The 13,062-nt window shown below is 61.6% G+C and carries 11 protein-coding genes; 5 read left to right on the top strand and 6 right to left on the bottom strand.

The features are described from left to right. Positions 1 to 40 precede the first annotated feature (40 nt). A complete protein-coding gene (lolA, locus tag PQQ86_RS04060) occupies positions 41 to 778 on the bottom strand; it encodes an outer membrane lipoprotein chaperone LolA (protein ID WP_408265047.1) in 738 nt (245 codons plus the stop codon). 214 nt (positions 779 to 992) lie between these two features. Continuing rightward, positions 993 to 3,308: a DNA translocase FtsK gene (locus tag PQQ86_RS04055; protein WP_408265046.1), complete on the bottom strand. Its 2,316-nt coding sequence runs from the start codon at positions 3,306 to 3,308 to the stop codon at positions 993 to 995. Between the two features lie 336 nt (positions 3,309 to 3,644). Between PQQ86_RS04055 and trxB the strand changes: the two genes are divergently transcribed. From trxB to PQQ86_RS04040, 3 genes are all read left to right on the top strand, one after another. Then, a complete protein-coding gene (trxB, locus tag PQQ86_RS04050) occupies positions 3,645 to 4,643 on the top strand; it encodes a thioredoxin-disulfide reductase (protein ID WP_408265045.1) in 999 nt (332 codons plus the stop codon). A gap of 152 nt (positions 4,644 to 4,795) precedes the next feature. After that, entirely contained in the window at positions 4,796 to 5,554 is a 759-nt protein-coding gene (locus PQQ86_RS04045; protein WP_408265044.1) for a Smr/MutS family protein, read from the top strand. Between the two features lie 13 nt (positions 5,555 to 5,567). Then, positions 5,568 to 6,188, top strand: coding sequence for a trimeric intracellular cation channel family protein (locus tag PQQ86_RS04040; RefSeq protein WP_408270065.1), 621 nt, complete (start codon positions 5,568 to 5,570; stop codon positions 6,186 to 6,188). Between the two features lie 86 nt (positions 6,189 to 6,274). Here the strand turns inward: PQQ86_RS04040 and fliD are convergent, their stop codons facing one another. After that, complete coding sequence (fliD, locus tag PQQ86_RS04035) at positions 6,275 to 7,783, bottom strand: flagellar filament capping protein FliD (RefSeq protein ID WP_408265043.1); 1,509 nt, start codon at positions 7,781 to 7,783, stop codon at positions 6,275 to 6,277. A gap of 355 nt (positions 7,784 to 8,138) precedes the next feature. On the opposite strand from fliD, the gene PQQ86_RS04030 reads away from it, so the two are divergent. Further along, complete coding sequence (locus PQQ86_RS04030) at positions 8,139 to 8,798, top strand: glutathione S-transferase family protein (RefSeq protein ID WP_408265042.1); 660 nt, start codon at positions 8,139 to 8,141, stop codon at positions 8,796 to 8,798. Between the two features lie 112 nt (positions 8,799 to 8,910). Further along, positions 8,911 to 9,828 carry a LysR family transcriptional regulator gene (locus PQQ86_RS04025; RefSeq protein WP_408265041.1) on the top strand — a complete coding sequence of 306 codons (918 nt, stop codon included), beginning with the start codon at positions 8,911 to 8,913 and terminating at the stop codon, positions 9,826 to 9,828. 138 nt (positions 9,829 to 9,966) lie between these two features. On the opposite strand, the gene PQQ86_RS04020 is transcribed toward PQQ86_RS04025, so the two are convergent. The 3 genes from PQQ86_RS04020 to PQQ86_RS04010 all read right to left on the bottom strand — a co-directional run bounded on the left by PQQ86_RS04020 (position 9,967) and on the right by PQQ86_RS04010 (position 12,962). Beyond that, the gene (locus PQQ86_RS04020; RefSeq protein ID WP_408265040.1) at positions 9,967 to 11,082 is read right to left on the bottom strand and encodes an ABC transporter ATP-binding protein; all 1,116 of its coding nucleotides are present in this window, start codon (positions 11,080 to 11,082) and stop codon (positions 9,967 to 9,969) included. Between the two features lie 94 nt (positions 11,083 to 11,176). After that, positions 11,177 to 12,034 (bottom strand): carbohydrate ABC transporter permease, encoded by an 858-nt coding sequence (locus PQQ86_RS04015; RefSeq protein ID WP_093643967.1) that lies wholly within the window; start codon positions 12,032 to 12,034, stop codon positions 11,177 to 11,179. Then, the gene (locus PQQ86_RS04010) at positions 12,024 to 12,962 is read right to left on the bottom strand and encodes a carbohydrate ABC transporter permease (RefSeq protein ID WP_054035097.1); all 939 of its coding nucleotides are present in this window, start codon (positions 12,960 to 12,962) and stop codon (positions 12,024 to 12,026) included. Before PQQ86_RS04010 ends, PQQ86_RS04015 begins: the two co-directional genes overlap by 11 nt. Positions 12,963 to 13,062: the final 100 nt, after the last annotated feature.

Raw genomic sequence — 13,062 nt, 5'->3', positions numbered from 1 at the left:
CGATGCGCGGCTTTTTCATTGCAAAGGCAAGCTGGGCAGCTTAACCGTTGATTACATCCGCGCCCTTCGGCACCGTGAACTTGAACGCATCGGCCGGCAGCGGCGGGTTCTTCTGAATGTTCGAGAACGTCAGCAACGTCACGTTACCGAACACATCGTGCAGTTCCATCGCTTCAAGATTGCCGTCCTTGAAACCGATGCCAACGCGCTGAAACTGCGTGTCTTTCGCTTTGGGCGTCAGTTCGAGCCAGTCGATGCCGGCCTTCACGCCTGCATCATGCAGCGTGAAGTTCTTGTCCAGATCGTTGCTGCCGAACAGAATCGCCGCTGGGCTCGCGCCGAGCGCGCCGCCGAGACTGCGTACCGTCACCTGGTTCAGATCCTTGTCGTACACGTACAGCTTGTCGCCGTCGGCTTGCAGCAGTTGTGCGTAAGGCTTCTCGTATTGCCAGATGAACTTGCCGGGGCGCGCGAACGTGAACGTGCCGCTCGAAGTACCGGTCTTGCCAGTCGTGGACAGCACACCGCTTGCGCCGCTTGCACCCTGCGCCTTGCTCGGCGCGCGCACTTCCTGCTGCACAAAGGTACCGCGCGCGGAATGCACTTGGGCGACGAACGCCTTCAGTTGCTCGGTACCGCTCGCGAATGCCTGCGACGCGACGAGCATCGACGCACCGATCGCCACACTGCCGACGCCACGCACGATCGTGCGAGCGAGTTGGCCAAAACGGCTGGGGTGAGCACTCTGTCGAGCGTGCTGCTGCGCGATTAGCTGCATGGTGTTTTCTCCCTTGATTGAATTTGTTGAGCAGTCACGGGGCGGGCTTGGGGGCTGCAGCCACGTGACCGTAGCGGTTAGCTTGAACCGCGCAGTCGAGGGACGAGCCCTCAACCTTCGGTCACAGCTTAAGCAAGAAGCCTTAAGCGGGGCTTATACGGGGTTCACGCGCCGCGCTTTGCGGCTGGTTCGGTGAACTAGCCGTGTAGATCGCCTATTCCGCTTCCCGCGCCGGTGCAAGAATCTCGCGATTGCCGTTCGACGACATCGCCGACACCACGCCCGAGTTCTCCATCTGCTCGAGCAGGCGCGCCGCGCGGTTATAGCCGATGCGCAAATGCCGCTGCACCAGTGAAATCGACGCACGGCGGTTCTTCAGCACCACGTCGACCGCCTGGTCGTACAACGGGTCGGCCTCGCCGTCACCCGAGCCGGATCCACCGGCGCCCGCGGAGCCTTCGTCGCCCTCGCCCGTCACGCCGCCTTCGAGAATGCCCTCGATATAGTTCGGCTCACCCTGCTCCTTGAGCTTGTCGACGACGCGATGCACTTCTTCGTCCGACACGAATGCACCGTGCACACGCACCGGCAAGCCGCTGCCCGGCGGCAGGTACAGCATGTCGCCCATGCCGAGCAGCGATTCCGCACCCTGCTGGTCGAGAATCGTGCGCGAGTCGATCTTCGACGACACCTGGAAAGCCATGCGTGTCGGCACGTTGGCCTTGATCAGGCCGGTAATCACATCGACCGACGGACGCTGCGTGGCCAGAATCAAGTGGATGCCTGCCGCGCGCGCCTTCTGCGCGATCCGCGCGATCAGCTCTTCGACCTTCTTGCCGACCACCATCATCAGGTCGGCCAGTTCGTCGATCACGACGACGATGTTCGGCAAACGCGACAGCGGTTCCGGATCATCCGGCGTCAGACTGAACGGATTCGGCAGCTTCTCTTCGCGCTTGGCAGCTTCGTCGATCTTGTTGTTGTAGCCAGCGAGGTTACGCACGCCGAGCTTGCTCATCAGCTTGTAGCGGCGCTCCATTTCGGCCACAGCCCAATTGAGCGCGTGACCCGCCTGGCGCATGTCGGTGACCACCGGACACAGCAGATGCGGAATGCCTTCGTAGACGCTCATTTCGAGCATCTTCGGATCGATCAGGATCATGCGGACCTGGTCGGCGCTCGCCTTGTAGAGCAGCGACAGGATCATCGCGTTGATACCCACCGACTTGCCCGAACCGGTGGTACCGGCCACCAGCAAGTGCGGCATTTTCGCGAGGTCGGCGCACACCGGCTTGCCGCCGATATCCTTGCCGAGGCCCATGGTGAGCGGCGAAGCCGCGTCCGCATAAACCGCCGAGCCGAGAATCTCCGAGAGACTGACGGTCTGACGGCGCTGGTTCGGCAACTCCAGCGCCATGAAATTCTTGCCCGGAATCGTTTCAACCACTCGGATCGACACCAGCGACAGCGAACGCGCCAGGTCCTTCGCCAGACCGACGATCTGGCTGCCCTTCACGCCAGTAGCCGGCTCGATTTCATAACGCGTGACAACCGGGCCCGGATACGCGGCGACCACGCTCACTTCGACGCCGAAGTCCTTGAGCTTCTTCTCGATCAGGCGCGAGGTGAATTCGAGCGTGTCGGCGGAAATGGTTTCCTGTGCGGCCGGCGCCGCGTCGAGCAGCGAGATTGGCGGCAAGGTGGAGTCGCCCGGCAGATCCGTGAACAGCGGCACTTGCCGCTCTTTCTCGACGCGCTCCGATTTGGCGGGCGTGACGATCGGCGGCACGATCATGACCGGCTCGTGTTCCTCGATCCGCACGCGGCCCTTTTCGACCTTGCCTTCACGCTTCACGGCGGCAGCTTCGCCTAATTTACGGTCGCGGCCGGCTTCGCGCCGCAGCTTGGCGAACGTGACCGCCGAAATGATCGACTCGCCGACCTTTTCCGACACCGACAGCCACGAAAAACGGAAATACAGCGACAAACCGATGCCGAGCACGATAAGTAGGGCCAGCGTGCCGCCCGTGAAGCCGAGCGCATGCGATATGCCGCGCGCGACCGCCTCGCCGATCACGCCGCCCGGCGCCCGCGGCAACTGAACTTTCAACGACCACATGCGCAACGCTTCGATACCGTCGCAGGCAAGCAACACCAGCATGAACGCGAACGCGTCCGCGAGCCAGCCGGCATCGCGCGGCGCGTCTTCCTGCAGTTCCTCGTGACGGGTGATACGGCGGTAATTGGCGGAGATATGGCGGCCGAGCAGCACGATCCACCAGTAGGCGGACAGCCCGAACAGCAGCAGCAGGATGTCAGACGTCCACGCACCGACGCGGCCCGCCCAGTTGGCGATGTGGTCGACCTGCGCGGCATGCGTCCAGCTCGGATCGTGCCGGCTGTAGCTGACGAGCGCCATGAGCAGGAACACGCCGAGCGCGACCTGCAAGATCCAGCGGATTTCGGTGAAAAGGCGCGACATGCGGTGCGGCAATGCCTGCGCGCTCGCGGAATAGGGAGCTTTTGCCATTGATCCTGTTGCTTGTGTGGCCGATTTGCCGCCGGAGTCGCGGCCCGAAGCGGCGCTTAAGGCGGCTCCAGACCCGGTCCCGGCTACCGGGTCCATCGATGCGGCCTATTGTAAACGCAGTGCATCACGCGAGGCTGTAAATGACGGTAACTTAGCCGATCGACCACTCGAAAGGTCGCCGAAGCCCGCGACAACGCTATCGCCACGATCGGAAAGCTTGATGGAGCAGGCCGGCGTGCCGCCCTTTATAATGCCGCTCTGATACCCATCTATAGTTTCAGCTCAAGTCGCGCGGCCTCGCATGGGCGAGCCGGGCGCCGTAAAAGGATTTCGATCATGCCCGCTACTTCCACGAAACACGCCAAAGTTCTGATTCTCGGTTCCGGTCCCGCCGGCTACACGGCAGCGGTCTACGCGGCACGCGCCAACCTGTCGCCGGTACTCGTCACGGGTCTCGCCCAAGGCGGCCAGCTGATGACCACGACCGACGTCGAAAACTGGCCGGCGGACGGTAACGGTGTGCAAGGCCCGGAGTTGATGCAGCGCTTCCTGGAGCACGCCGAGCGCTTCAACACCGAAATCATTTTCGACCACATCCACACGGCCAAGCTGGATGAGAAGCCGATCCGCCTGATCGGCGATTCGGGCGAATACACCTGCGACTCGCTGATCATCTCGACCGGCGCATCGGCGCAGTATCTCGGCCTGCCGTCTGAAGAATTGTTCATGGGCAAAGGCGTGTCGGCTTGCGCCACCTGCGACGGGTTCTTCTACAAGCAACAACATGTGGCGGTGATTGGCGGCGGCAATACCGCAGTCGAGGAAGCCCTCTACCTGTCCGGCATTGCCAAAAAGGTGACGGTTATCCATCGCCGCGACAAGTTCCGCGCCGAACCGATTCTGATCGACCGTCTGCTGGCGAAGGAAAAGGAAGGTCTGGTCGAGATCAAGTGGAACAGCACGCTCGACGAAGTGACCGGCGACCAGTCCGGCGTGACCGGCCTGCGTATCAAGAACACGCAAACCGGCGACACCACGGATATCGCGCTGCAAGGCATCTTCGTCGCGATTGGCCACAAGCCGAACACAGACATTTTCGCAGGCCAACTGGAGATGAAGAACGGCTACATCATCACCAAGGGCGGTCTGAACGGTTTTGCAACGGCGACCAGCATGCCGGGCGTGTTCGCGGCGGGCGACGTGCAGGATCACGTGTATCGTCAGGCGATCACCAGTGCGGGCACGGGCTGTATGGCCGCGCTCGACGCGCAACGTTATCTGGAAACGCTCGACGAGATCGGCGAGCACGTGATGAGCGCCGAAGCCGACCGCTGATCTGAAACACCAGGTGCAACGGTAAAATGGCGGCTGGGCATGCCCCGGCCGCCTGCTTTGAAGAAGGCCGCGGCTGAGAAGCCGGCGGCTTTTTTTGCATCCTGTTCGCGTCGGATTCGCGCGATCGATCTACTTTTCTGTGTATTACCGATATGCCGAAGAATCAGCCCCATCCTGGCGAACCGAAGCGCGCCCGAGCCGTTGCCAGGCCTGCGCCCGAGGTATCCGCACCCGCCGTCAAACCGAAGGTCGAGCCGGCTGCGGGTCTGGCCGGCCTCGGCGCGTTGCGCGATGCGTTAAAGGGCGACACGCAACGGCGTGAACGCGAACGCGCGGTCGCAGCGGCGGCGCAACGCGAAGCGTCGGCGGACGCCGATCTGTTTCGTCGCGAGATCGGCGCGGTTGCGCCGCTGGCGGTCCCGCCGCGCGCCAGCTTGCCGCGCAATCCTCCGCCGCCGCTGCCAGTGCAAACCAAACTCGACGAAGAAGCCGTGCTGCACGAAGCGATCTCCGACGAGTTCGATCCCGAGATCCTCCTCGAAACCGACGAAACGCTGTCCTATTGCCGTCCCGGCGTGAGCCAGGAAGTCGTCCGCAAACTGCGGCGTGGCGATTGGATCGTGCAGGCACAAATCGATCTGCACGGCATGCGCCGCGAGGAAGCGCGCGAGGCGCTGGCCGAATTCATTCGTGAGTCGGTGAAGCGTGGCCTGCGATGTTTGCGCGTGATTCACGGCAAGGGCCTCGGGTCGATCGGTAAAGAACCCGTATTGAAGGGCAAGGTGCGCGCGTGGCTCGTGCAGAAATCAGAGGTGATCGCCTTCTGCCAGGCGCGTCCGCATGACGGCGGCGCGGGTGCGGTGGTCGTGCTGTTGCAGCCGGGCGCATTGCCCGCTTCCCCCAAGTCCTGATGGAGTCCCGGTGATCCATCCGAGGCTGACGCTGGCGCTGACCATCATGGAAGCGCTGGCTATTTTCGCGTACGCGATTTCCGGTTTTATCGAAGCGAGAACCCGCCGGCTCGACGCGGTGGGCACCTTCCTCGTGGCCGTCGCGACGGCCTTCGGCGGCGGCACCTTGCGCGACGTGCTGCTGGAGCGGCGGCCCTTTTACTGGGTCGAGCATCAGACCTATCTGGTCGCGATCTTCGTGATGTCGTTGTTTGCGCCAACGCTCCTGAAGATGACGTCGCGGCTGCTCTCCGAGCGGGTCCTACTGGTGGCCGATGCGATCGGGCTGGGCTTGTTCAGCATTTCAGGCACGTCGATCGCGCATGACGCGCAGATGCCATGGTTCACGTCGGTGATGATGGGGGTGTTGGCCGGCGTATTCGGCGGCGTGATTCGCGATGTGCTGTGCAACGAAGTGCCGCTGATTTTGCGTGATTCCAGGCCGTACGCGACATGCGCTTTTGTCGGATGTTGGCTTTACGTGCTGCTGGACTATATGAACGTCGATACGGTTTATAGCGTGTTGATCGCCACCGCCTTCATCCTGCTCGCGAGGCTCGCGACTTTCAGATTCAACGTCCGGCTGCCTCACTAAGTTTGCTTCACTGCGCCTGCTTCACCAAACTACCCTCATTAAAAGCGCGCCGCCCGGAACCAGGCGGCGCGCGCTTTAAAGCAGCCTTACTTGTTGGTCGCCAACGCCCCCGCACTCTTCGAGCCGCCAAACAGCGCCGTCAGGTACTGGGAATTGTTGTTCATCGTCGCCATCAACGTGTTGAGCGCGGTGAACTGATTCTGGTACTGCTTCGTCAACTGCGCGCTGTAATTGGCGAGCGTGGTCTGCTGTGTCGTAATGCTCTTCAGGTCGGCATTCAACGCCGTGCTGCGGGTGTCGATGATGCCGCCCGTCTTCACGAAGTCGGTAATGCTCTTGTTCAGCTTGGCGCCAATGCCGTTGGTCGAGTTGAACAACGCGGCAACCTGCACCGGGCTGCTGGTGAGCGACGCACTCAGCTTCTTGCTGTCGATAACCAGCGTGCCATCCGCCGGATCGCCCTTCAGCGTGATGCCGATCGAAGCGAGCCCCACCGCTGATGACCCCGTACCGACGCCCCCGCCGACGATCGACGCCAACGTATTCTTGATCGTCGTCAGCGTCGAATCGCCGAGCAGCGCGCCGCCGGTCTTCGACGACTTGTCGTACGAGGACAGCGAGTTGATGGTCGTGACGACGGTGTTGTAGAGATTGGCGAAGTTGGTGATGGCCGTGTTCTGCGCGGTCGTATCCGGCGCGATCGTCAGTGTCTGCGTGGTGCCGACCGCGGCGCTCGACAGGTTCAGCGTGACACCGGAAATCGCCGACGTAACCGCGTTCGTGGAGCTGCTCGCCTCAATCCCGCCGATGGTGAACTGCGCGTCCTGAGCGGCTTCGCTTTGCTGCCAGGCCTTGCTGGTATCCGAGGATACGATTGTGGACGCCGCGCCGTTCGCACCCGGCGTGGAGGTTACGCCGAGGCTCGACAGACCCGCGTCGTTCTGGACGTCGCTGGTGGACACGTTGATCGTGCTGGCCGCGCCGGTGGTGGTCGAGCGCAACACCAGGTGGGCGCCGCCCGTGCCGGTCACGATGGTGGCCGTGACGCCCGGATTATTGCCCGCCTTGTTGATCGCATTGGCGATACCGCTCAGCGTGTTGTTGGTGCTGTCGATCGTGACATCCATCGACTTGCCGCCGACGGCGATGGTCAGCTTGCCGGTGCCCAACCTGGCGGTGGAATCGAACGCCGACGACGACAGACTCTGCGACGCAGCGATTTGCTTGACGTCGATCGAATAGCTGCCGGCGACCGCGCCGGGACCAGCCTTGGGGTCCATGCCTTTGCCGCTCGCGGTGGCCCCGAAGGTCGACAGGGTGGTTCCGTCAGAGAGATTCTTGATCGCTGCCTGCAAGGCGTTCAACGCGGAGCTCAGGGCGCCGTACGCGGATAAGGTCGTGGTATCGCTCGTCTGTTTGGCCTTCAGCGCCGCCGTCTGGCCGGCCGTCTTCGCATTCACGAGGGCCGACACCAGCGTCGCCACGTCCATCGTCGAGTTGCCGGTGGAGCCGCTGATAATCGATTGCGCCGCTTGCTGCACCTGGTTCTGCGCGTTAGCAGTCGCGCTGTTCACAGACGTGGTGATCGTTGACATGCAAAGGCTCCGTGCGTCGAGTTATTCGTTATTTATTACGTGACGCCCCGGTGATCTTTCTAAGTACGGCGGCAAACCGGCTACGTCACGGTCACGTCGAATTCTTACAATTTTTTCAAATATTACACGATCTTTCTTGAAAGTTTGTGACGTTTTGTCGTAACAAATCACGGCGCATAAGCTTTTCTAGCGTTCGGTCTTTGCCGGATGCGGATGAACATTCGTCTTCCGCTAAAATTTTCTGGGTCGTCGCGAGGTTGTCGATTCCCACCGCTCCCGTTCGTCGTCAGGTAAACGGCCACTCCGGCCGTCATCGCGCCACAGCGCTCCTCGCAAACCGCCCTAGGTGACCCCGATGACTCTGAAGCTCTATGCCCACCCCTTCTCCTCCTACTGCCAGAAGGCGCTGACCGCGCTTTACGAAAACGGCACGCCGTTCGAACTGCGCCTCCTCGCGCACGACGACCCGCAGGTCATGGCTGAATTCGCCGCGGTCTGGCCGATCAAACGCTTTCCCGTGCTGGTCGACGGCAGCCGGACCGTGATGGAGGCGAGCATCATCATCGAGTATCTCGGCCTGTATCACCCGGGTCCGGTGGCGCTTTTGCCGGCCGACGCCCGCGCCGCGCTGGAAGTGCGCAGCATGGATCGCTTCTTCGACAACTACATTTCCACCCCGCAGCAAAAGATCGTGTACGACAGCATGCGCGCCGAGCCGGAGCGTGATCCGCGCGCCGTCGCCGAAGCCCGCAGCATGCTCGACACCGCCTACGGCTGGCTAGACAAGGTGATGGCCGGGCGCGAATGGGCGGCCGGCGATACCTTCAGCCTCGCCGATTGCGGCGCCGCGCCGTTCCTCTTCTACGCCGACTGGACGCATCGCATCGGGCCGGCTTTTGAGCACGTGCTCGCCTATCGGAAGCGGCTGCTGGCCCGGCCCTCGTTCGCTCGCGCAGTCGACGAAGCACGCCCGTATCGCCCACTGTTCCCGCTTGGTGCGCCTGACCGGGATTGATCGGACGGACCCGGCACGGGTCCGACATCAACACAAGAGCGCGCCAACACTATTTCCAAGCGATACACTTCATTTCGAAAGCCACTTCCGCCCATCACTCATAAGGCAAAACATGGACCGTTTCGAAGCGATGGAGATATTTACGCGTGTGGTCGAGGCGAACAGCTTCACCAAAGTATCTGAATCGCTCGACCTGCCCCGCGCCAAAGTCAGCCGCACCATTCAGGCTCTGGAAGAACACGTCGGCGTGCGGCTTCTGAATCGTTCGACGCGGCAGGTCAGCGTCACTGAAGACGGCGCGCTGTTCTACGACCGCTGCGTGCGAATCCTCGCCGAAGTCGCCGATGCCGAATCGTCGCTGTCGAACAAGCGCGAACATCCGAGCGGCACGATTCGCGTCGATACGTCCGGCACGCTCGCCCGTGCGCTGCTGCTGCCCGCGCTCGACGACTTCTACCGGCAGTACCCCGAGATCGACGTACGGCTTGGGCTGGCGGATCGCAATATCGATCTGATTCAGGACGGGGTGGATTGCGTGATCCGCATGGGCACGCCGGAAGAGTCGAGTCTCGTCGCGCGGCGCATCGGCGAGGCGCGGATCGTCACCTGCGCGTCGCCCGCCTATCTGGAGCAATACGGCACGCCGACGACGCTCGAGGAGCTCAGCGAGCATCGCGCGGTCAACTACGTTTCCGCACGCAGCGGCAAGACCTTTCCATTCGAGTACGAGGTGGACGGCGAGATCGTCAAGGTCACGCTGAAGAGCGTGCTCGCGGTGAATGACGGCAGCGTCTACATCAGCGCGAGCGCGCTCGGCCACGGCATCATCCAGCCGTCGCGCTTCATGGTCGCGGATCTGATTGCGCAAGGCGCGCTCAAGGAAATCCTCACGAGCTACACGAGCCCCGGCACGCCGCTGTCGATCCTGTACGCACATCGCCGCAATCTGAGTTCACGGCTGCGCGCCTTCACCGAGTGGGTCACCGAGCTGGCGCGGAACAATCCGGATCTGCGCATCAAGGACGTTTGACATCGTGCCGCAGGGGCGCCATGTTGCGGTCCCGCTGCAACCCGATGCAAACAGCACCTGGCAAATGAAGAAAAGCCCCATGCGTCTCACAACGCATGGGGCTTTTTTCAGCGCGAATCGTCTAGCGAATCACCCGCCTCAGGCAATCCGCTCTTCATTGGTCGGATCGAACAGCACTGCCTTCGACGCATCGAACAACAATGTCGTAGTCGACAAGGGCTGCGGATTCGAAGCCGGGTGCACGCGGCTCACAATGCGCTTACCGTTCACCTGCGCGAACACCAACGTGTCCGGTCCGGTCGGCTCGATCACGTCGACATTCACGTCGATTGCCTGCAGGTTTGCGTGGTCGCCATGCGCACCGCGTGCGTCGGTGATCCGCTCAGGGCGCAAGCCGAGAATCACTTCGCGCCCAATGTGCGACTTCACCTTCGCTGAATCGAACGGCAGATTCAACACATTGCGCGCCGTGCCCGTATCCAGTTCGATGCCGACGCCCGAACCCTGCTCCACCAGCTTGCCCTGGATGAAGTTCATCGGCGGCGCGCCGATGAAGCCGGCCACGAACAGATTCGCCGGCGAGTCGTAGATCTCTTGCGGTGCGCCGAACTGCTGGACGACGCCGTCCTTCATCACCGCGATGCGGTCGCCGAGCGTCATCGCTTCGATCTGATCGTGCGTCACGTAGACGATCGTCGTGCCAAGGCGCTGATGCAACAGCTTGATTTCCGAGCGCATTTCGATGCGCAGCTTCGCGTCGAGGTTCGACAGCGGTTCGTCGAACAGGAACATCACCGGATCGCGCGCGAGCGCACGGCCCATGGCCACGCGCTGACGCTGACCACCGGAGAGCTGGCCCGGCTTGCGGTCCAGCAGGTGCGTGATCTGCAGCGTGTTCGACACGCGGTCGACAATCTGCGCCTGCTCCTGCTTCGGCACCTTGCGGATGCCCAGGCCGAACGAGATGTTCTCGCGCACCGTCATCGACGGATACAGCGCGTACGACTGGAACACCATCGCGATGTCGCGATCTTTCGGCGAGAGGTTGTTCACCGTCTTGCCGTCGATCTGGATCTCACCCTTGGTCACGGTTTCGAGGCCGGCGATCATGTTGAGCAGCGTCGATTTCCCGCAGCCCGAGCCGCCGACGAGAATCAGGAACTGGCCGTCTTCGATGTCGATGTTGACACCCTTCAGAACCGGCACCCCGTTGGGGTAAGTCTTGTACACGTCACGGATGGAAAGGCTTGCCATGCTGTGATTCCTCTTGTCTCTGGTACTGCTTGAAAACGTCTGATCGGATGACAGCGGCGCACTATCAAAGAAGCGCCGCCGCGATGCGTATGGTTTAGCCCTTCACTGCGCCTGCCGTCAGACCGCGCACGAAATAGCGGCCGGCGACGATATAGACGAGCAGCGTCGGCAAAGCGGCGATGATCGCGCCGGCCATGTCCACGTTGTATTCCTTCACGCCGGTCGAAGTGTTCACGAGGTTGTTCAGCGCCACCGTGATCGGCATCGAATCGACACCGGAGAACACAATCCCGAACAGGAAGTCATTCCATATCTGCGTGAATTGCCAGATCAGGCACACCATGAAAATCGGCAGCGACACCGGCATCAGGATCTTCGTGAAGATCGTGAAGAAACCCGCACCGTCGATCCGCGCGGCCTTCACGAGTTCAGCCGGAATGCTCACGTAGAAGTTGCGGAAGAACATCGTGGTGAAGGCGATACCGTAGATCACGTGCACCACCACCAGACCGGTTATCGAATTCGACAAGCCGAGCAAGCCTTCGAAACGCGCCATCGGCAGCAGGATCGCCTGGAACGGAATAAAGCAGCCGACCAGGATCATCGTGAAGATCGGATCCGCGCCACGGAAGCGCCAGTGCGTGAGCACATAACCGTTGAACGCGCCGATGATCGACGAGATCAGCACGGCCGGAATCACCATGCGCACGGAGTTCATGAAGAACGGCTGCATGCCGTCGCAACGCACACCCGTACACGCACCGCTCCATGCCTTGATCCAGGGATCTATGGTCCAGTGAGTAGGCGGCGTGAGCAGGTTGCCGGTGCGCAGCTGGTCGACGTCTTTGAACGACGTGGATAGCATCACGTACAGCGGGAACAGGAAATACAGGGCGAACAGAATCAAGGCCGCATAAATGACGGCACGGCTGATCGTCATCTTAGGCTGCATTGCGGGTGCTCCTCGATTCCAGATACATCAGCGGCACGAGCACGGCCACAACGGTAGCGAGCATCATCATCGACGATGCCGCGCCGACGCCCAGCTGCCCGCGATTGAACGAAAACGTGTACATGAAAATGGCCGGCAGCGATGAAGACGTACCCGGACCGCCCGCCGTCAACGCGACGACCAGGTCGAAGGTCTTGATCGTGATGTGGCAGAGAATCAGCAGCACGGAGAAGAACACCGGGCGCATGCTCGGAATCACGATCTTGCGATAGATGGTGGGCAAGCCCGCGCCGTCCATTTGCGCCGCCTTGAAGATTTCACCGTCGACGCCGCGCAGACCCGCGAGGAACAGCGCCATCACAAAGCCGGTGGACTGCCACACGGCCGCGATCACGACGCAGAAAATCGCCTTGTCGGGGTCTCCGAGCCAGCTGAATGAGAAGCTCGTCCAGCCCCAGTCGTGGAACACTTTCTCGAGCCCGACGCTCGGCGTCATGATCCATTGCCACGCCGTACCTGTCACGATGAACGACAGCGCCATCGGATACAGGAACACGGCGCGCAGCGCGCCTTCATTGCGGATCTGCTGATCGAGCAGGATCGCGAGGAACAAACCCAGGCCGATACAGATACCAATAAACGGAATGCCGAACCAGCCGAGGTTGGCAGCCGAGGTCCAGAACACATCGTTATCGAACAGTTCGCGATAACGATCGAGACCGACAAATTCATAACGTGGCATCAGTCGCGAATTGGACAGCGACAGAAAACCGGTAATAGCGATGAACCCATACACGAAGATCAGGCTGATCACGACGCTGGGTGCGAGCACCAGCTTCGGAATCCAGCGATCGGCAAGGGCCGCCATCGGCGACGTGCGGCGGGTCACGGTGGCCGTTTTCCCGTTTCCGCTGATAGAAGCAGTCACTACTCGACTCCTGCTGAAACTGTACCGCCGGGGCGCTCACTCACCAAAGACGCGAGACCGGAACGGCATAGGTGTGACTCGATGAAACCAGGGTGAAGTG

The organism is Paraburkholderia sediminicola (assembly GCF_046026675.1).
GTDB classification, from domain to species: Bacteria; Pseudomonadota; Gammaproteobacteria; order Burkholderiales; family Burkholderiaceae; genus Paraburkholderia; species Paraburkholderia sediminicola_F.
The sequence above is the reverse complement of the archived record's forward strand: the minus strand, read 5'-3'. Positions and strand labels throughout refer to the sequence as shown.